The sequence below is a fragment of the Neobacillus sp. B4I6 genome (assembly GCF_050434045.1).
GTDB lineage: Bacteria > Bacillota > Bacilli > Bacillales > Cytobacillaceae > Neobacillus.
This window is the reverse complement of sequence record NZ_JBNPWB010000002.1, coordinates 5258955-5279276: the sequence shown is the minus strand read 5'-3', so window position 1 is coordinate 5279276 and position 20322 is coordinate 5258955. Positions and strand designations below refer to the sequence as shown.

17 protein-coding genes and 1 riboswitch are annotated in these 20322 nt (G+C 37.8%); of the genes, 1 reads left to right on the top strand and 16 read right to left on the bottom strand.

Annotation, left to right across the window (positions count from 1 at the left end; all coding sequences use genetic code 11):
• Window positions 1-30: 30 nt before the first annotated feature.
• From QF028_RS28310 to QF028_RS28265, 10 genes are all read right to left on the bottom strand, one after another.
• A complete protein-coding gene (locus QF028_RS28310) occupies window positions 31-1629 on the bottom strand; it encodes a glucose PTS transporter subunit IIA (RefSeq protein ID WP_429470725.1) in 1599 nt (532 codons plus the stop codon).
• A gap of 288 nt (window positions 1630-1917) precedes the next feature.
• Window positions 1918-2865: a homocysteine S-methyltransferase gene (mmuM, locus tag QF028_RS28305; protein ID WP_429470723.1), complete on the bottom strand. Its 948-nt coding sequence runs from the start codon at window positions 2863-2865 to the stop codon at window positions 1918-1920.
• Window positions 2840-4249 carry an S-methylmethionine permease gene (gene mmuP, locus QF028_RS28300; RefSeq protein ID WP_429472581.1) on the bottom strand — a complete coding sequence of 470 codons (1410 nt, stop codon included), beginning with the start codon at window positions 4247-4249 and terminating at the stop codon, window positions 2840-2842. Before mmuP ends, mmuM begins: the two co-directional genes overlap by 26 nt.
• Before the next feature lie 83 nt (window positions 4250-4332).
• Window positions 4333-4436: riboswitch (SAM riboswitch) on the bottom strand.
• Window positions 4437-4557: 121 nt separating this feature from the next.
• Entirely contained in the window at window positions 4558-5652 is a 1095-nt protein-coding gene (locus QF028_RS28295) for an acetyl-CoA C-acyltransferase (RefSeq protein WP_429472579.1), read from the bottom strand.
• Window positions 5648-7114 (bottom strand): AMP-binding protein, encoded by a 1467-nt coding sequence (locus QF028_RS28290; RefSeq protein ID WP_429470721.1) that lies wholly within the window; start codon window positions 7112-7114, stop codon window positions 5648-5650. The genes QF028_RS28295 and QF028_RS28290 overlap by 5 nt, the downstream gene beginning before the upstream one ends.
• A 49-nt stretch (window positions 7115-7163) precedes the next feature.
• Complete coding sequence (locus QF028_RS28285) at window positions 7164-7742, bottom strand: biotin transporter BioY (RefSeq protein WP_429470719.1); 579 nt, start codon at window positions 7740-7742, stop codon at window positions 7164-7166.
• A 264-nt stretch (window positions 7743-8006) separates the two neighbouring features.
• Window positions 8007-9140: a glycerate kinase gene (locus tag QF028_RS28280; RefSeq protein WP_429470717.1), complete on the bottom strand. Its 1134-nt coding sequence runs from the start codon at window positions 9138-9140 to the stop codon at window positions 8007-8009.
• A 27-nt stretch (window positions 9141-9167) separates the two neighbouring features.
• A complete protein-coding gene (locus QF028_RS28275) occupies window positions 9168-10442 on the bottom strand; it encodes a GntP family permease (protein WP_429470715.1) in 1275 nt (424 codons plus the stop codon).
• 119 nt (window positions 10443-10561) lie between these two features.
• Window positions 10562-11683, bottom strand: coding sequence for a sugar diacid recognition domain-containing protein (locus QF028_RS28270; protein WP_429470713.1), 1122 nt, complete (start codon window positions 11681-11683; stop codon window positions 10562-10564).
• A gap of 411 nt (window positions 11684-12094) precedes the next feature.
• Complete coding sequence (locus QF028_RS28265; protein ID WP_429470711.1) at window positions 12095-13063, bottom strand: SIS domain-containing protein; 969 nt, start codon at window positions 13061-13063, stop codon at window positions 12095-12097.
• Between the two features lie 225 nt (window positions 13064-13288).
• Here QF028_RS28265 and QF028_RS28260 point away from each other — a divergent pair, with 225 nt between their 5' ends.
• A complete protein-coding gene (locus tag QF028_RS28260; protein ID WP_429470709.1) occupies window positions 13289-14017 on the top strand; it encodes a UTRA domain-containing protein in 729 nt (242 codons plus the stop codon).
• 220 nt (window positions 14018-14237) lie between these two features.
• On the opposite strand, the gene QF028_RS28255 is transcribed toward QF028_RS28260, so the two are convergent.
• The 6 genes from QF028_RS28255 to QF028_RS28230 all read right to left on the bottom strand — a co-directional run bounded on the left by QF028_RS28255 (window position 14238) and on the right by QF028_RS28230 (window position 20303).
• A complete protein-coding gene (locus tag QF028_RS28255; RefSeq protein ID WP_429470707.1) occupies window positions 14238-15083 on the bottom strand; it encodes a fructoselysine 6-kinase in 846 nt (281 codons plus the stop codon).
• An 11-nt stretch (window positions 15084-15094) separates the two neighbouring features.
• Window positions 15095-15817 (bottom strand): amino acid ABC transporter ATP-binding protein, encoded by a 723-nt coding sequence (locus QF028_RS28250; protein WP_429470705.1) that lies wholly within the window; start codon window positions 15815-15817, stop codon window positions 15095-15097.
• Window positions 15804-16466, bottom strand: a complete 663-nt coding sequence (locus QF028_RS28245; RefSeq protein ID WP_429470703.1) for an amino acid ABC transporter permease — start codon at window positions 16464-16466, stop codon at window positions 15804-15806. Before QF028_RS28245 ends, QF028_RS28250 begins: the two co-directional genes overlap by 14 nt.
• Before the next feature lie 111 nt (window positions 16467-16577).
• Window positions 16578-17387, bottom strand: a complete 810-nt coding sequence (locus QF028_RS28240; protein WP_429470701.1) for a transporter substrate-binding domain-containing protein — start codon at window positions 17385-17387, stop codon at window positions 16578-16580.
• 395 nt (window positions 17388-17782) lie between these two features.
• A complete protein-coding gene (locus QF028_RS28235) occupies window positions 17783-19249 on the bottom strand; it encodes a tagaturonate reductase (protein WP_429470699.1) in 1467 nt (488 codons plus the stop codon).
• Between the two features lie 175 nt (window positions 19250-19424).
• Window positions 19425-20303, bottom strand: a complete 879-nt coding sequence (locus QF028_RS28230) for an AraC family transcriptional regulator (protein WP_429470697.1) — start codon at window positions 20301-20303, stop codon at window positions 19425-19427.
• Between the last annotated feature and the right edge of the window lie 19 nt (window positions 20304-20322).

The window sequence follows — 20322 nt, the reverse complement described above, 5'->3', positions numbered from 1 at the left end:
GCAAAAAGAGTCGGAATAAATATATTCCATTTATACAACTAGCTTGATTAATTCATCTTTTGCCTGGACTTTCCCATCTATGACTGGGACAACATCAACATATTGATTGGTATTAGTGATGACTACAGGAGTTTTTACATCAAAGCCTGCAGCTTTAATTTTTTCAATGTCAAATTGAATTAGCAAGTCGCCCTTTCTCACTGTATCCCATTGTTTTACTTGAGAAGTGAAAAATTGTCCTTTTAAATTAATGGTATCAACCCCAATACAAATTAAGATTTCAGCCCCATCTTCTGATGTAATCCCAATGGCATGCTCGGTTGGAAATAGAGTGGTAACCGTTCCATCAACGGGTGAGATCACTTCACCGTTTGTGGGTTCAATCGCAATTCCTTTACCTACCGTCTCAGTTGAAAAAAGCGGATCGCTAATTTCACTTAATGGAACAATTTCCCCGCTTAATGGGCTTAAAATGGTTTCTCTCTTTACATTCGCTAGTCCAAATTCTTTCGCCGTTTTGGCAGGGACTGCATCGCTTTTCCCTTCATATCCAAATACAAGTGTCAGAACCAAAGCGATAACTAAAGCCGTTAAAGTCCCCATTAAATATAGTCCGATTGGTGTAAATACAGGAATCGACAAGAAACTTGGGAGAGCGAATGCCGTCCCTTTTACTTCAAATGCCCCATTTATTGCTCCGCCAATTGCTCCGGCTACTGCAACAAAAAGCATCGTTCGTTTGTAACGTACTAGGATACCGTATGTAATGATTTCTGTTGTACCTGCCAAGGCACTAGGGATAAGCCCTGATCCAGCTAGCGTTTTCAAATTTTTATCTCTCGTTTTAAAGAACACCCCAAGACCCATCCCGATTTGAGCAAAAGGAGCTGCTGATATCATCGCACTAAGCGGATCACCGCCAGTCGCAAGATTTGCAATAAATATTGGAATTATCGCCCAGTGGAGGCCTAATATAGTCAGGAATGACCATGCAGCTCCCATCACCGCTCCAGTTAACATTCCACTTTTTGAACTTAAAAATTTGATAACCACAGCTAAGGCCCCGCCCACATATGTACCAAAAGGACCAAATACGAGTACGGTTAAAGGAACAATCACCATTAATGAGATAAGTGGATTTAGAAACATTTGTAAGTCTTTATAAATTACTTTTTTCAAAAACTTATCTAATACGGAATATATGGAAACAGCCATTAATATTGGAAAAACGGTTGCAGAATAATTCGCTAATATAACCGGAATCCCCAAGAAATCTACGTTTTGAGCATTTGCTTCAACTAAACCCGTATAATGCGGTTCCAAAAGTGCTGCACCGATCGCACCACCAACATAGCCGTTGGCTCCAAGTTTTAAGGCTAATGTAATCCCTAGAAAAACTGGGAAGAAATAAAAAACAGCATGTCCAGCTGCAGAAAGTATGGCATAGGTTCCGCTTTTAGCAGACAACCATCCTAATGTCGATAAAATAGATAATAAGGCTGAAATTAATCCGGATCCAGCAAGTACCCCTAAAATAGGCGCGAAACTTCCACTGATTGCTCCTAAAATTTTATTCATGACTGTTTCTTTTTTTTCTATAGAAGCATCATTCGTATTAATCGCATTCATTTTTTGATCTCCTTGTTTGGAATTTCACCTTAGATAAAACGATTTTTTATAAGCAGAAACCTTATCTTATGATTTCCGAAAAGGTAGAATTCAAACGAAGATAATCCTTTTTTTAAAATTTTTTAAAATATATAAAAGAACCTCTCATTCCCAAACGAGAGGCTCAAATTTCAGCAGTTATTTATCGCTGGGTGTGAAAGTAAAGTTCCCCTTGCTCTTACTCAACAATAAATATTTGACCATACGAATAATGAGGCATGATACGGTTCTCCGTAACGATCTAAATAATTAAGAAGTTCGCCACTTTTTTGAAATCTCTTCAATATGACGAGGTGCTGTTCTGCAGCATCCTCCTATTAGTCGTGCCCCTGCAAGGTACCATTCTTCAGATTTAAAGTCGAGCCCATTACATAATTCTTGACCATGCCATGTTTTAGTTTCTGGATTATAGGTTTCACCAGAGTTCGGATAAACAATAATCGGTTTTGTGGTGTTTGTTCGCAACTCGTTTATAGCTTCCGTCACGATTGTCACTGGTGCACAGTTGAGACCAATGGCAACAATTTGTTCGTTGTCACCAAACACTCTTGCACACTCTGCCAGCGGCGTACTGTCACTTATCGCTTTCTCATTTTTCAAAGAAAAGGATAGCCAGGCATATGTATCTGGAAATTCCTTTAACAATGAAGCTAATACCTTCGCTTCCTGCAGGGAAGGAATCGTTTCAAATGCTAATAGATCAGCACCTGCTTCAATCAACGCTGACATTCTTGTGCGATGAAAGTCTATTAATGTTTCATCTGTAACACCGTAGTTTCCCACATACTCTGAACCATCGGCTAGGTAAGCCCCATAAGGGCCAACGGATGCGGCAACCAATGGCTTAGGTCTATTGGTTTGTGAATTTTCCTGCCAAAAATCATCTCTTGCTTTTCTCGCAAGTAACACCGTTTTCTTAATTAGTTCTAAAGCTTCTTTCTCTTGAATACCACGCTTGGAAAAACCGTCAATGGTTGCTTGATAGCTTGACGTTATGGCACAGTCCGCTCCAGCACGAAAATAGTCAGAATGAACCTGATAAATCAATTCTGGATTTTCTAGTAATACACGTGCAGACCAGAGGGGATCGTCCAAATTACACCCATGCGATTCAAGCTCTGTGGCTAACGCACCGTCCAGCAGCATAATGGAATGTTCGGATAAAATAGCCTTAATAGGGTTGATTTTGTTGAACATAGCCTACTCCTCTTTTCTTTAATCTTTGGGTTAAATAATAACTTGCATAGCAAAACAATATAAATGGAATGCCACAATATAAGGCAATTCGTTGTGTAGGGTCAAATGCGATTCCAATACATGAAGCAAGACAAAGGATAAAGGAAGCGATTGGTACCAAAGGATAGAATGGTGTACGATAAACCAAGTCCTTTACGGAATTTCCTTCTTTAATATATTGTCTGCGAAATAAAAACTGTGAAGCACTAATACTCATCCAAACTACCACCACAGCTAGGCCCGAAATGGATACAAGTACGATATACACTGTATCTGGTGCAATAATACTTGAGAACAAAGCTAAACCACCGCCAAACATGCTAAAAATGACTGCATATATTGGAACACCTTGTTTTGTTAATTTTGCAAAAATGGGTGATATCGTATTCTTATCTGCTAGTGACCAAAGCATTCTTGAAGAGGCATAAAGACCTGAGTTTGCAGCAGATAGAATGGCTGTTAATATGACAAAGTTCATAATATCCGCTGCATATGGTACGCCAATTTGTTCAAGAACGGCAACAAAGGGGCTCTCTAATACTCCTGCATCTGAAGTAGGCAATAATGCAGATAATACAACAATCGTTCCTACAAAAAAGATAATCAATCTCCACAATGTAGTACGAATGGCCTTTGGTATCGTTTTTTCCGGGTTTACTGTTTCCCCCGCTGCAATTCCTATTAATTCCGTTCCTGAAAAGGCAAAGTTAACCGCAAGCATTGTCATGACAATCGCAAAAGCACCATTAGGAAATAAACCTGCACTTGTAAAATTAGAGAAGAACGGTGCTGATTGGGAATGAGTCATAGGAAGATAACCTACCATTGCCGCTGCTCCTACAATAATAAACAGAACAATCGCTATTACCTTTATAGACGCAAACCAGAATTCAGATTCAGCGAAAAACTTAACCGTCAGTATATTTAAGACAAAAACCAAAATAGCAAACAGCAAACTCCAAATCCAGACATTAATGGATGGAAACCATCGCTGCATTAATAATCCTGCAGCCGTAAATTCAGAACCTAAAGCAACAGTCCAAGTTAGCCAGTACAACCAAGCAACTGTATACCCAGTCCCTGGTCCAATATATTTAGTCGCATAACTGTGAAAGGCACCAGTTTCAGGCATATGTACGGAAAGCTCTCCTAAACATAGCATGACGAGATAGACCACTAGTGCACCAATCAGATAGGACAGAATGGTCCCAAACGGGCCAGCTTGTTGAATCGTGTAACCCGAACTTAAGAATAATCCTGTTCCAATCACTCCGCCGAGCGATAGCATAACTAAATGCCGTGTTTGCATTTTTCTTTGAAATTTTTGCTTGCTTTTCTTCTCCATCATAGTCTCCTTTTTCCTACATCCAGAAAAAACAAAAAACGCACTCAGATAAATGAGTGCGTTACTGACAAATAATAACGTAGCTCTTATCTCTCAAGGCTTCACACCCGATGGAATTAGCACAGTGTCTTATTGACCTGCTGCTGAGGTTTCATAGGGCCAGTCCCTCCACCTCTCTGGATAAGAAATATTTTTTTAAACTTTATCAATCTATTAAATAATTGTCAATATATTTCTGAGTTTTTTAAAGTTTTAAACAAGTTGTTGCACATCTTCTTTATTAAAAATAAACTCATTTTCCTTAGTTTTCATGTTACCACCTCGAATAGGACTGCTACTCCAACTCCTCCACCACTCCCAATCGCGGCCAGTGCATATTTGATATCCTTTCGTCTTTGTACTTCGTAGAAAAGCCTCGTGATCATAATACTTCCTGAAGCTCCATAAGGATGTCCTAGCGTTAAAGCTCCTCCGCCGACATTTAACTTGTCATAAGAAATGGAAAGTTCTTTTGTACAGGCAACAATCTTAGAGGCGAAAGCTTCGTTTATTTCAATTAGGTCAATGTCCTCAATGGTTAACTGGTTTCTTTTTATTAAGGCTTGAATAGCCGGTATAGGGGCTTCTCCTGGATAATTCGGAAGTACACCTGAGACTTCACTATCCAAAAATCGTAAAATAGGCTGGAATCCATTATTCAATGCCATGTTTTCTTCCATGACAAGTACAGCTGAAGCCCCGTCATGTATCCCACAACTGTTCGCTGCAGTAACCGTCCCGTTCTTTTTAAATATAGGCTTTGCCCTATTTAAAAGTACTTCCATCTTTCTTTTCTTAAAAAGTTCTTCATCTTGGTGGAGATCCCCAATTTGAATGATCTCTTGATTAAAATATCCTTTATCGTAAGCTTCCCAGCTACGTTTATAACTTAATAGCGCATATTCATCCTGCATTTCCTTTGAAATAGCATATTTTCCAGCCACATATTCTGCTGCAACGCCCATATCTGGATCGCCAATTTTTTCAGGAGAAAATCTTGCTCTAGAAGGAAACGGGGAGGTACTCGTACTTTCTACACCACCAGCAATATAACAAAGGCCAGCTCCACCTTGGACAAAGTAACATGCCATTCGAATCGCTTCTAACCCTGCACTACATTGTCGGTCAATGGTGATTCCCGTTACTGAAAGAGGAAGTCCTGCTTCTAACGCAGCAACTCGAGCTACGTTTCCACCTGGTCCAACTACATTTCCCAAAATGATGTCATCTATCCTATCATCCAATCCCTTCGCTAAATGTTGGAGGAGTGGAGCTGCAAGCTCATGTGGCAGAATGTCTCGTAACATTCCACCCGTTTTTCCAATTGGTGTTCGTTTCGCTTTGACAATTACTGCCCTTTTAATCACTGCTCACCTTGCTTTCCAATCGTTTTATAAGCTCAGCACGAGCTATCTTGCCACTCGTTGTATATGGCATTTCAGATAGAAAAAACCACTTACGTGGAATTTTATAAGAAGATAAATGCGTCTTACAAAATCTTTTTAACTCTAATTGGCTACCCTTTCCTTTCACCACCGCAGCAACAACCTGACCCCAATACAAATCTGATAGGCCTATTACAGCAACTTCCTCGACATCTGGATGCAAGGAAATCACTTTTTCAATTTCTTCAGGAAAAATATTAATTCCCCCATATAAAATCATACTTTGTTCACGGCCTACAATATATAAAAAGCCATCCTCGTCAAAATAGCCCATATCATGGACCGTGGCCCATCCCTCTTCATCATGAATTGAATGAATGGTACTTCCCTCATAATCAAAGTACCCATTTATCACAAATTTGCTTCTTACATATATTTTTCCGGTCTCAGTTGGCATTGCTAATTTCTGATCTGGACGCCGTATTTGTACCTCTACACCATAACAAGGCTTTCCGACAGATGTTGCTTTCTGAATACCTTCTCTATCAGAAAGTACAGTAATGAAGCTCAATTCACTAGCTCCATAAAACTCGTACATGGTCATGTTAGGAAACATATGACGGATTTCTAATTTCGATCTATCCGACCATTTTGCACCAGATGAAATAATTTTTATAGACTTATCGACTTGGATTCCTTCTTTCAAGAATGCTTCTACCATTGTCGGAACTACATATATCGTTGTAATTGGAAAGGAATGTATCCATGATAGTCCTTCAATAGGAGAAAACTTTTCTAAAAGAAAAACGGTTCCACCTAAATACAAGGTGCTAATAGCTCCATACAGAAAATGAGAATGAATTAAGGCACCAGGAATAAGAACTTGATCGGATTCATCTAATCCGAAATCAAAACGATTGCAATCAAAGCTAGCCACCCACGAATCTTGAGAGCGAACAAAAGCTTTTGGGTTACCTGTCGTACCAGAAGTAAATCCAATGTAAAAAGGCAGATTTTCTTCCGTTTTTCTTACAGTTGTAGGATCAAATTGAGAGATTTCCTGTAAACAATCATCTAAAATCGTTACATTAGGAATGATTTGTTTGATTTGAGAGTAAATTTCTCTAGTTGTGACAATGATAGAAGGATGCGAAAGTATCACCCTTTTTTCCAATTCGGTTATCTTCCATTTCAAATCATATGGAACAGCAATCCAACCTGCCTTGGAAGCTCCTGCAAAGAGCTGTAGGAAAGGGATACCGTTTGGCAAAAGGATTCCTATTGTTTTATTTTCTAAATGAAGAGAATGAAGCCAGTTCGCTGTTTGATTAATTAATTCATACCATTCTTGATAACTGATTTGTTGATGATTCGTATGGATTGCGATTTTGTTTGGGGATATTTTTTCGAAAGTCTTATATGATTCTGTAATATTTCCCATGATATATCTCCTCTATAAAAAAGAGACACATTCTAGTGCCTCTTAAGATTTAGATATTTTTAGATAAATGATTGGAATAACTTGTTGCTAATGAGCGTGAAAAAAATGGGTGTTTTCTTAGTCTGTAAACTAAAATGGAAGCTAGTATGGCTTTTAAGACATCCCCTGGGATATAAATTAAACTTAACTGAACAGCTTTTAAAAGAGGAATGTCCATCATAAATGCTTGGACAGGAATTCCAATTAAATAGATTAATAGAATTCCAACTGTCAGATTAATAAATAAAATATGTTGTATTTTTAAAGTTTGAAAACGTGATAGTAGATAACCAATACAGAAAGCCGTAATAGGCCATGAAATTATATAACCAACACTTGGTCCGACAAATACACTTAGCCCACCTCTTCCTCCAGATAGAAGAGGCACTCCAGCTGCGAGAAGTAATAAAAAGATCGTTTGGCTCATCGCCCCTAATCTTGCTCCCAATACGCCTCCCGCAAGAAGGACACCTAGAGTTTGTAATGTAATGGGAACTGGTGTAAAAGAAAGCATAATAGGCGGAACTACTCCTAGAGCACCCATGACAGCGGCAAACACTGCTACAAAGGTAATTTCCTTAATTTTCATTCTTATATCTCCTTAAAATCAATATGTACTATTTACAACTATGATACTAATGAATCTCAAATTAAATGTCAACCGAATTTTGAATCCAGTTAACACTTAAAACATTATTATTCAAAATAGTATGGATTTTTTATTGATAGTAAATTTACAGGCAAGGAAATTCAGTATTTATGTAAAAAATCACGGCATCATATTAAATACGGTTTACCCAATTAAAAAAGCAGCTATACTCAGCTGCTTTTTACTACTTATTTAAAATTCCATTTATTTTTTCATTTTAAAAACAGCAGCTATATTCGACGCGGTTGTCTCGACGTATTCTTCTGCATGTTTAAAGGCATCTTCTAATAATATCACCCCAGGGACAATGCTGAATATCGCATCAATACCATATTCATGAACAACATAACTATCCTTCGAAACGTTTCCGGCGATTCCGACAACAGGGACTCCATATTTTTTAGCTGTTTTAGCAACCCCAATTGGAGTTTTGCCAAAGATGGTTTGTCCGTCAATCTTCCCTTCTCCAGTGATAACCAAATCGGCGTCCTTGACGATGTGGGATAAACCAGTGGCTTCGATAACAATTTCGACGCCCAGCTTCAATTCTGAAGGTAGAAAGGCCAATAGTCCTCCGCCAAGGCCGCCAGCAGCACCCGCACCAGGTACGTCGTTAATTTTTTTACCAAGATCTCGTTCGACAACAGCAGCAAAATGACCAAGATTTTTATCCAGTTCTGCTATCATTTCTAGAGTAGCTCCTTTTTGTGGCCCGAAGATAGCAGAAGCTCCCTTTTCGCCCGTTAGCGGATTATCTACATCACATGCTACCTCGATTTTAATCGGTGCTAAGCGCGGGTCAAATTCTGACAGATTAATAGAGGCTAAGTGGTAAAGAGCGCCGCCTCCTTCTCCAATTTCCATTCCATTCTTATCAAGCAGACGTGCTCCAAGGGCTTTTGCCATTCCGGCACCACCGTCGTTTGTCGCACTCCCGCCGATCCCAATAATGATATGGTTAACACCATGATCAAGAGCAGCAGCAATTAATTCACCTGTCCCCTTAGTCGTTGTTACAAGGGGATTTCGTTTCTCAGCTGGTACTAGGTGTAAACCAGAAGCGGCAGCCATCTCAATTACAGCCGTCGTTTTATTGCCAAGGATTCCAAAGAAGGCATCTACTGGATCTCCCAGTGGTCCCGTTACAGTTTTAGAAATAATTTCACCGCGAGTTGCATCTACTAAAGACTGGACCGTGCCTTCTCCTCCGTCGGCCATTGGTACTTTTATATATTCAGCATTAGGAATAACCCGTTTAAAACCTTTTTCAATCGATTCCGCTGCCTCAAGTGCGGATAAACTTTCTTTAAATGAATCCGGCGCAATGACAATCTTCATCTTTTTCCCTCTCCTGTCTATTTGATGTTATCCAAACAAATGAAATACACCATAAATTAAGGTAGAAATAATAGCTAACGTTAAACCAACTAGTGTTTCATATGGAATTACTTTTAGGCGTTCTTTAATTTCCATGTTGACACTTCCGCCTGTAGCATGGAAGAAGCTGCCGTGTGGTAAGTGGTCTAAAACGGTTGCACCTGCATGAATCATAGCAGCACCTGCAATAGCGGAAACACCCATTCCTAAGATCGTCGAACTAAATACTTGGCTGGCTACAGCTGTACCAGCAGTTGTAGAAGCAGTTGCAGCTGACATAAAGATACCGGATACCGGTGCAAGAACATAACCTGGGAGGCCAAGTGCATTTAATCCTTCGATTAAAACATCTTTTAATCCAGAATTAGCGATAATACCTGCAAGAGTACCTGTTCCAAGGAGCATGATTGCCACACCGGTCATTTTCCCCAAGCCTGAAATAGCATACTCGTTTACCTTTCTTCCTCTGCCCATCACGATTGCACCAACAATACCTCCAACAGGTAAAGCAATCATCGGGTCAATACTAATATCGAACAGTGGTCTTAAGGCTAATAAAATAATCGTCACAATTGGCGCAATTAGGGCCGGTAAAAAAGAAGGCAGCGGCCCGCCGTTATGAGATTGAATTTCTTGTGCTTGAACGGTCGAACCCTTTTTCACCAGTTTTTTAGCAAGGAAATACGTGACAACAAGCCCGAAAATTGCAGGAATGATTCCAGCAGCCATAATGGATGTTAATGGAACTTTAAAAGCATCCGAGGCAGCAATAGCATTTGGGTTTGGTGACATAATGTTTCCGGCTTTTCCTCCACCAATCATTGCTAATAAAATAGCGGTTTTCGAAATGCCAGCCCTCTTGGCAATCGCAAGAGCAATGGGAGAAACTGTAATAACAGCAACATCAATGAAAACACCTACTGCTGTTAAAATCATCGTTGCTATAGCTAAAGCAAGTAACGCTCTCGTTTCACCTAGTTTTTTAACAATTGTTTCCGCAATAACAGCGGCAGACCCAGACTCGATGAGAACGCCAGCTAAAACACCCGCTGCCAAAATTCTTAATACGGCTGGAATAATACCTTTAGCCCCTTCCATCATTAAGGTTACGGTATCGGTAATATCTACTCCGCCAACAAGACCACCAACTAACGCACCGGCAATCATCCCATAGACAGGAGAAACTTTCTTTAAAATTAAAATGATGGCAATAACTAATGCTACAACTGCACCTAAAGCGCTTACTTGAATATGTCCATCCACTTATTTATACCCCCTTGTTGTTTGTACCACCATTGTAAGCGTTCTCCAAGTCACTTACATTGTTCCTCCAATCAAAAAAAGACCTAGTTTTGCTAGGCCTTTTTGTGCATTTGCACAATTTATTTCACTTGATTTTGTAAAAAAGATAGATAAAGCTCAAGTAAATCCTTTACTTTACGCGGATCCTTGTTTGTCAGTTCTGTAATACGGTCCAAACGGTATCTGAGCGTGTTACGATGTATAAATAACCGTCCAACCACTTTATGGTTGTCTCCATTCTCCTCAACATAAACCTTTAACGTATCAAGTAGTTCTCCTTTTTTATCATGCTGTTTCAATTGTTCAATATAAGGACCAATCTCGTCGCTAATACCATATTGATTGACCCGTGCTAGGAAAACAGGCAGTTTATAATCCTCGTAAAAATAAATTTTTTTATTTGGGTCCAGTTTTCCACCAACACTCGAAGTATATATTGCCTTCCGATAAGACTTAGCTATTCCATCAATGGTTGGATGATAACTGCCAACCGAAATGTTACAGTCTAATTTTTGATATTTTTCTAAGCCCTCAGCCCATTTTTCCATTTGTTGTAAAGTTTTGACTGATTCCCACTCTGATTCTTTTATGCTTACTTTTTTTAATAGAACCATATAATCCGGTTGCATTACATATAAGTCAGCTTTATCCAGTTTATCTCGGATCCATTTGTATCCTTTTGAATTATTTCCAAATGTTAGAAGAATTGCAACGCATGGAATGTCTAAATCTATTCCAAGCCGCTTTATCCTTTCAAAATAAAGGGAATTTAACTGATCCACTCCGTGCAGCAGCTGACCAGTAAGTTCTTCTTTTAATCGTTCATCCCACTGCATTTCATCGATTAATACTGCTTGTTCAAGGATCATTTCTGCTGCCATTTTTACTAATTCCCCGTAGCTACGGATTTCATCAGGTGCTCCCGTAATTCCAATGACACCCACCACCTTGCCACGGAACTTAATAGGAAGGTTAATTCCTGCCCTGACACCGTGAAGTTGTTCCGTTTCGTCTTCACTGATTTCAAATTCTGTTTGGGTTTCTATAACTCTTACAGCACCTTCATGAATAGTATCTATCCTTCTCTTATCACCTGATCCAATAATAACCCCTTTCTCATTCATGACATTAATATTTCGGTTGATGATTTTCATCGTTCGATTTACAATTTCCTGAGCCAAGGATTGATCTAAAAATCTCATATAAAACCCTCTTTTAAAGGGGGGCAAGTACCCCACACTGCATTAAAGTATTAAGGAACAAAAAAATACGGTTGGTAAAATCATAAAATGTTTGATAACTATCAAGTAATATTTAACCAATCCTCTGTGGGGATAGCAAGGATTCATTTGATATTTTAATCATTTATAGCTTCAGGAGTTTTTCTTATTCGATTTAGGAATCTAAGTAAAGCTATGAAAAGACGTGATGGAATCTTTGGGAGTATAATACACAGATATTTCGTTAATTAAGTAGAAAAGGATCAAAGCTCTTGATAAATCAAGTCTCTCCTTTTAGGTTATAAAAAAGAGATCCATTCATAAAAAAATATAAAAACTGGTATTAAATATTAATACCAGTTTTTTGAAAAAAAATATAACAAATACGTCAGGTTAGTATTCTAACTTCCACATGTATCTTCTTTTTGTAAGTGGATGATTTCTAACTATAGCTAATTGTTCTGCATACACACGTAATACACCTGAGATTAACATTGGGTTAAAGTAATCAACTACTTCTTTTGCAATGGCAGATCCTAGGCCAAAGTCTTTTGCATCTACGACAGTTGTTTTAGCATCGAATCTATTTAGGAACTCAAGTGCGCGTGAATCCATATCCCTTGTTCTGCCATCATTCATCAATAGTAGGAATGGTACATCTTTGTCTACGATTTCGAATGGCCCGTGGAAGAATTCCCCATCGTGGAATGTTCCTGAGTTGATCCATTGCATTTCCATTAGTAAGCAGATCGAGAAAGAGTATGCTACTTCATGAGTTGCACCGCTGCTCATTACATAAATGGTTTGATCATCTTTGTAAGCATCTGCAAATGCCTTTGCTTGTGGAAGCACAGATGATACGGCATTTTCGATTAAGTCATAGATTTTAGAAAATCCATCTTGCATTTTGCTGTAGTGCTCATAGCCTTCAAATTGATTCAGGATTTCAGCTGCTAGACCTAATACCTTGGTCATCTTCTCCATTTTCGCTGCATAATTAGCTGCCCAGCCATGGTAAACAACATAATCCGCATCTTTTGTAATCGCAGAACCTTCTTCATATGTAACAGCAATTACATGTGCGCCTAATTCTTTTGCTTTTGTCGTAGCTGCAACAGTTTCTGGAGTAGATCCACCTAGAGAACAAGTAATAACAATGCTGGTGTCATCCACAGATACTGGAGTCGCATAATTGAATTCATTTGCTGTGAATAAGCTGACACGAAGTTGTTTGGAATTAGCCTCTAGGAAATACTTTGCAGGATATAATTCTGCTTTAGAAGCACCGCAGCCTACAAAATGAACACTCTTTATTTCCGGTTGTTTTTCCTTAATTTCTGAGATGATATAATTTAATTCCATTTTTTCTCCTCCAATTAAGTTCTATTATATATTATAACGTTATATAACATTATATTAATACTCAAGTGTAAAAATGTCAACTATAATTCTGAAAATTAGTAATATAAAATTCAAACGGTCATAAAAGTTAATGTATTTTAAGAATATTAAAACAATATATACATTAAAGTCACTTTTGTTATATAATATTATATAACGACTTATTGTTTGAAAGGAACATATACAATGAAATTAAACAATTCTATTTCAACACCTTTATATGACCAATTAAAACAAATCATTAAGGATTCGATTCTGCAAGGAATTTATAAACAAGGTGAGAGGCTCCCTAACGAAGCAGAATTATGTGAGATCTATGGTGTCAGCCGAATAACAGTTAGGAGAGCCATTCAGGAGTTGACCGAGGAAGGTCTTCTAGAACGCAAACAAGGAAAAGGTACATTTGTCATGCGGACTAAACTCGCAAGGGAATTAGTTTCAGTTGATGGTTTTACTGACTTTAACAAACAGTTAAGAAAAAGTCCTTCAAAGCGGATTCTTGTTTGCGAGGAAATTAAAGCTTCTCCTGAAATAGCGGAATCTCTTCGAATTGCCATTAACGCACCTGTATTAAGGCTCGTCCGACTAATGTTTATGGATGACTACCCTTTTACCCTTGATGAAACTCATTACTCCTTAGAGCGCTTCCCTGATTTAGCCAGTCACTTCCTTGAAAATATATCAACCTATGATGTTTTAAAAAACATTTATAACGTTAACATGAATTCCAGTTCTGCCCATAAAATCATTACGGTTGTCCCGGCTACAAGTCTAGAAGCTGAATATTTAGATTGTGATATTGGTGATACAGTATTTAATATCGATAAAATCATATACGATGAAAGCAAAATCCCGATTCATACTTCTAACTTTAAAACACGAACTGAATTAATTGCTTTAACGATCACAACTTAAATGGATCTGTAAACTTCTCTGTCAATGGCAGAGAAGTTTCCTTATTCCATTCAACAAAACAGGTATCGTTTATAACGATACCTGTTTTGTTGAAGATTTATAGATTAATATTCTAGTTTCCACATATATTTCTCCTTAATTTGTCCCACGATATAATTTAGTTCCACTTGTTTCTCCTCCCATAATCTTTATTTTTATAAAACCTTTAATTAATGGGTCCTTACTCATATTCCTTTCCGTAACCAAAGGAGCCGTCAACCAGGCATTGCTGGGATGAGAAATCGGCTGCTTTCTCCAGGCTCTTTGTAATGATTTGGTCTTGATCAAAAATGCCTTCTTTGATTTGGCCTATGTAGTTCACCATAAAGCAAGTAATGAAAGAATCGCCTGCTCCCATTGTGTCGGTTGCTTTAACAAGCTTTGGTTCCTGCACGTAGAATTTGGCACCGTCGAATAATAGAGCCCCTTTTTCCCCCATGGTGCATAGCACCAATTTACAGCCCATTTTTGTCACCTTTAACATCAGATTAAGCATCTCATCTATCCTTAAATGACTGCAGGAAAAATAAGCATAATCTACAAATGGAACAATTTCATTCACTTGATTTTCTGTAAAATCGGATGAAAAGTCGAAGCCGATGGGGACACCCAATTCTTTAAGCTTCTGCAATTCCGGTTCTGTAAATCCATAAAGGCCTGTGTGGACTAAATCAAATTCTTTGATATAGTTCAAATCAGCAGCGGTTAAATTTAATCCATGTTCCCGTAATACACCGCAGCGGTTGCTTCCTAAAAACACCCGGTCTCCGTCTTTTAAGGTAACTCTTGCACAGCCATTCTCTCCGTCATAAACCTTACAATGACTGATATCCAATCCAATTTGCTGGATACTTTCCTGTACATGTGCTGCTTCTCGGTCTGTTCCAAATGCACCTAGAAAGGCTGCATCCACTTCAAGCCTTTTGGCGTAGACGGCAAAATTCAGTGCATTTCCTCCTGGATACATGGTACGAATGTGTTCATATTTATCTACGACATTGTCACCTAATCCAATTACTTTCATCATTAAAACCTCACTTATAACACCTTTGATAAGAAATCAATAGTTCTTGGGTGCGTTGGATTTTCGAAAAACTCCTTCGGGTTATTTTCTTCCATAATCTTCCCTTGATCAATGAACAGAATTCGATCGCCCACTTCTTTTGCAAATCCCATTTCATGTGTGACAACGACCATGGTCATTCCTTCTTTGGCAAGGTCTTTCATTACAGCCAAAACCTCTCCAACCATTTCAGGATCTAAAGCAGATGTAGGTTCATCAAATAACATGACCTCAGGCTTCATCGCAAGCGCTCTTGCGATGGCAATTCGCTGCTGCTGGCCGCCGGACAAGGAGGATGGATAAGCGTCTATCTTTTCCAATAGGCCAACCTTTTTTAATAGCTCTACCGCTAGGTTCTTTGCTTCTGCAGGCTTCATTTTTTTTACTTTAATGGGAGCGTGGCAGATATTTTGACAAACCGTTTTATGAGGAAATAAATTAAACTGCTGGAATACCATTCCCATTTTTTCCCTCACTTTGTCAATACTGACATTCTTTGCTGTAATATCTTGTCCATTCACCAGAATGCTTCCGCCTGTTGGAGTCTCCAATAGGTTGAGACATCTTAGGAACGTACTTTTACCTGAGCCTGAAGGACCAATGACAACCACTACTTCACCCTTTTTGATCGTGACATCGATTCCTCTTAAAACTTCATTTTTTCCAAAACTCTTATGTAAATCCTTAACGGTTATCACTAGTCTTCAACCTCCTTTCAACAATCCCCAGTAATCTCGACAAAGTAAATGTCAGTACTAGGTAGCCAAGAGAGGCTACGAGGATTGGTTCCAATCCTAATGCCGTATTTCCTCTAACGATGGTTGTTTTATACATCAGCTCAGCCACACCGATAACAGAGACGATAGAAGAATCCTTGATGCTTCCGATAAACTGATTACCCAGGGCTGGTAAAATGTTTTTAAATGCTTGAGGCATAATAATATCGAACATCGCTTGTCCTTGATTCATCCCCAAACTTCTTGCAGCTTCCATTTGACCCTTGCTAACAGCTTCAATACCGGAGCGAATTGTTTCAGAAATATAGGCAGCAGCATTAAGCGATAAGGCGATTGCACCTACCGCCAAATCCGGAATATCACTTCCATTAAAAAGAGCAGGTACTCCAACATAAATAATATAAATTTGAGCAAGAAGCGGTGTACCTCTTACAAATTCAACATAAATGTCCCCAATTAACTTAACGATTTTATATCTGGAACGTCTTAAAAGGGTTAAGGCAACACCAAGAATACTTCCTAATACCACCGCAATTACAGCTAGGATGATGGTTATATAGATCCCTGTTAAAAAAAATTGATAATAGGTTCCAAGAAATGAAAAATTCAATTGACTCCCCCCTTTTAAAATGGTTTTTACGAGCTCATCAAACCGATATGATACAAAGGTAAGAAATAAACTTTCTTTTGTATCATATCGGGGCAATTATTTGGAACACCGTTAATTTTGTTTTACTTTTGACATTGCGTCTGTTAACCACTTTTCATATTCAGGTTTTGTTCTTTCAATCGTCTTATTAATCTGATCCATAACTTCTTTATCTGTACCATTAGGCATGGCAATAGCCGCCCCTGCTGTATCGTCATCAAATAGTAGTTCAGTTAATGCTATACTAGGGTTGCTTTTAACAAGAAGTTTAGCAGTTGGGCGATCCACCAGTACTGCGTCTACTTTGTTAGCTGCCAAATCCATAGCTAATTCAGTAGATTTCCCTAATAATTTTAACCCCGCATTTGGAAATTCTTTTTCTACTATTTGTTCTTGTACAGAAGATTTAATCGCAGCAATTCTTGCTTTCCTCAAATCGTCATTTGATGTAAACTTGTCCAATTCTTTTTTACGGACTACCATTACGTGTCTATCTTTATAGTACACATTAGTGAAGTCTGCATTTTTTTCTCTTTCCTCTGTTGGACTGATAGCTGAAACAATCATGTCAATTTTTCCGGCTTGAAGAGCTACTAATAAACCATCGAAATCCATATCTTTAATTTCATATTTAACACCTAAATCTTTTGTTACTTCATCGATTAACTTAATATCAGAACCAATAATTTTATCTTTTCCACCGTCAACGGCGTGAAACTCATATGGAGGTGTAGCGGCCATCATACCAACAACAATTTTCCCTTTTTCCTTTATTCCGTCCTTTGCTTCAGCCTTTTCAGATGTTCCACAACCTGCTAATGAAATAGTGAGAAGAGCACTTAATGCAATCCCAGTTACTGATTTTAAAATTCCCTTTTTCATTTTTTCCATCCTCCTTAGTATTTCTCTTCAATTTTTTTACTATTATAGAATATTAATACAATTCATAAAAATCAATAACGTTATATAACATTATATTAATAACTTAGTCGAACAATGTCAACAATTATTCTGAAAATTATTAATTAAAAGTCTTGTAAGCGTTTTGTTTTTAAGTATTATCTCCTAAAAAATACCACAATGACCAAAAAAACTTTCAATTTTGTGGGATCATCTTATATTTTTCCGATATAGAGAATATATTAGTAAATATATTAATTCTCACTACAATGATATAATCTCCCGTTATCTATGTTTCTATTTTTGAAAAAACCTTTTAACAAAGACAAAAAGCCTCCCTGCATTCAACCATAGGGGGCTAGTTAGATATCAATTTATTATGTGGCATTCAATTTAGTAACCTCTTTAATAGCTTCTTTCATCCCATCATTTTCAATTTTAATGAGATAATTCGTCACAGCTTCTGTTAACATTGGCACATTATTTAGGTCCATACCCCAAACTTTTTCATATGCAAGTACAGACGTAACAATTTGTTTTAGACCACTCTCTGTATTGCCATAGTTTTCCCATAAGGATTTATATAAATCTAAAATATCTTGATCATCCTGCAGTTGTATTTCTTCACCCCCTCTTTTTCCCTTGTAGTAACTGATTAAGGCGCTAAGGGAGAAGGTTAATTTTTTGGGAAGTTCCTTCTTCTTGTCCAGATATTCAAGCAATGACGGTAAATCTCTTGTTTTAAACTTAGACATCGAGTTTAAGGCAATGCTGCTCAAATAGTGATTTACAAATGGATTCATAAACCTTTCAAGCACAGCTTCTGCAAAAAGCTTCAATTCTTGTTCCGGCAAATCTAAAACAGGAATAATTTCTTCATAAATTAACTCTTCCACAAACTTCTTGGTTATTTCATTTGTAACGGCTTCACCCACTGTGTCTAATCCGTATAAATAAGCGACAGGAGTCATGGCAGAATGGGCACCATTTAGAATTCTGACTTTACTTGTCCGATATGGAGCCATATCGCTGACAAATTTAACATTAAGACCTGCTTTATCAGTTGGAAATTCCTCTTTAATCCAATCTGGACCTTCAATGACCCATAAGTAGAATTGTTCTCCTACGACAACAAGATCATCTTGATATCCTAATTCTTCCGTGATTTCATTAATGGTGTCACTTGGATAACCAGGAACAATTCGATCGACAAGGCTGCAACAGAATGTATTGGCTTCAAGGACCCAATGAACAAATTCTTCTCCCAAATTCCAAGCGTGCGCATGTTGAAGGACGATTTTCTTCAGTTTTTCGCCATTTCGATCAATTAACTCACAAGGAATAATGATAAATCCTTTGTTTTTTTCTCCTTCGAATGCTTTAAAGCGGTGGTATAAAAGAGCTGTTAATCTACCCGGATAACTTTTCTGCGGTTGATCGTCCAATTTATCATTTTCCTCAAAATAAATTCCAGCCTCGGTTGTGTTGGAAATGATAAATCTTAATTCAGGGTTTTCTGCCAGCTCTAAATACTGGGAGTAATCTGTATAAGTGTTAATTCCCCTGCTGATACAATTGATCACGCTATGCTCTCTAACCGCTTGCTTGTTCTTGATTCCTTGCAGGTAAAGTGTGTATAACCCGTCTTGTTCATTTAATTTATGAACCGTTCCATGATCTCTTGGCTGAACGACTACTACACTGCCATTAAAATTTGCTTCTTTATTCATTTTGTCGATTTTCCAATCAACAAAGGCCCTTAAAAAATTTCCCTCACCAAACTGTATGACCTTTTCTGGATATTCCCTGTAATCAGCCCATGTTTCCTTTGTTAATTTTTGCATTTACTTAATCCACTCTTTTCATTAAAATCTGAAAGCGTTAACAATATATGATTATATTTTATCATCAATAAAAGGAATAAAAATGACAGGTTTTGCTGTGTTTATATCCGATTTTGATATGAAGGAACAAAAAAAAAACACAGGTGATGATCCTGTGTTTTTTTCCGCTAAAGTGCTAATGAGCGCGGACTATTTTATGCTCTTTTCGAAAACTTGCTGGAGTTATATTGATATATTTCTTAAAGATTCTATGAAAATGGGTCATGCTTTCGAAGCCGCATATTTCTGCGATATACGATACAGAATGATTGGTTTCTAATAAAAGTTCTTTGGCTTTAATGATTCTTTTGGAATTCAAATACACCGTCAATCCCATCCCGGTTGTTTGTTTAAATACTCGGCTGAAATGAGAGGTACTGACAAGAGCCTGGCTCGCTAGTTCGGTTAGGTTTAAGGGCTGGCTTATATTGCTATTAATATAGACTAAAATTTCTTTGACCCACTCAGGTCCGTAGGTGTTCCTTTCGATTAAGTGCTGTTTATTATCCGTGTGGGCACGAAATAAATCAAGAATAATCTGATGAACAATCAGTAAAGAAGCATGCTTATTACCCAGTTGGTTATTTTCCATTTCTTGATAAATTTTTAAGAGCTGCTCTTCCATCTTTTTTTGATTGTCCTGTGGAAGAGCTATGTTAAAATTTTTCACCTTTTTTGCCCTCTCAAACAAATTTAAAAAAGAAAAAGCATCATCTATTAAAATATTATAAATTAACGTCGGGCTGAAAAAAATGATGGTAGATGTAACTGGTTCATCCTTATCAGGCATTGCACGATGAATCGTATCGTTTGGGATAAGAAATACATCACCTTGCCGCATGTCATAGAAATTGTCATCAATGAAAAAAGTCCCTTTTCCGCTATAGACATAAACAATTTCATAGTAGTCGTGAATATGATCAGACAATTCCTTCTGCGGGCTTTTCGTATCTCGGTAAATAAAAGAAAAAGGAAACAGTATATTGTTGTTTGAAACTTTTTGAACAGTTCTCATATAGCTCATCACCCAAAGT

Coding starts and splice junctions, on each gene's coding strand:
- QF028_RS28290 (WP_429470721.1), bottom strand. CDS start 7,114: ATGGGAAATATTACAGAATCATATAAGACTTTCGAAAAAATATCCCCA.
- QF028_RS28230 (WP_429470697.1), bottom strand. CDS start 20,303: ATGAGAACTGTTCAAAAAGTTTCAAACAACAATATACTGTTTCCTTTT.
- QF028_RS28265 (WP_429470711.1), bottom strand. CDS start 13,063: ATGGAATTAAATTATATCATCTCAGAAATTAAGGAAAAACAACCGGAA.
- mmuM (WP_429470723.1), bottom strand. CDS start 2,865: ATGTTCAACAAAATCAACCCTATTAAGGCTATTTTATCCGAACATTCC.
- QF028_RS28255 (WP_429470707.1), bottom strand. CDS start 15,083: ATGATGAAAGTAATTGGATTAGGTGACAATGTCGTAGATAAATATGAA.
- QF028_RS28260 (WP_429470709.1), top strand. CDS start 13,289: ATGAAATTAAACAATTCTATTTCAACACCTTTATATGACCAATTAAAA.
- QF028_RS28280 (WP_429470717.1), bottom strand. CDS start 9,140: ATGAAGATTGTCATTGCGCCGGATTCATTTAAAGAAAGTTTATCCGCA.
- QF028_RS28285 (WP_429470719.1), bottom strand. CDS start 7,742: ATGAAAATTAAGGAAATTACCTTTGTAGCAGTGTTTGCCGCTGTCATG.
- QF028_RS28240 (WP_429470701.1), bottom strand. CDS start 17,387: ATGAAAAAGGGAATTTTAAAATCAGTAACTGGGATTGCATTAAGTGCT.
- QF028_RS28235 (WP_429470699.1), bottom strand. CDS start 19,249: ATGCAAAAATTAACAAAGGAAACATGGGCTGATTACAGGGAATATCCA.
- QF028_RS28270 (WP_429470713.1), bottom strand. CDS start 11,683: ATGAGATTTTTAGATCAATCCTTGGCTCAGGAAATTGTAAATCGAACG.
- QF028_RS28310 (WP_429470725.1), bottom strand. CDS start 1,629: ATGAATGCGATTAATACGAATGATGCTTCTATAGAAAAAAAAGAAACA.
- mmuP (WP_429472581.1), bottom strand. CDS start 4,249: ATGGAGAAGAAAAGCAAGCAAAAATTTCAAAGAAAAATGCAAACACGG.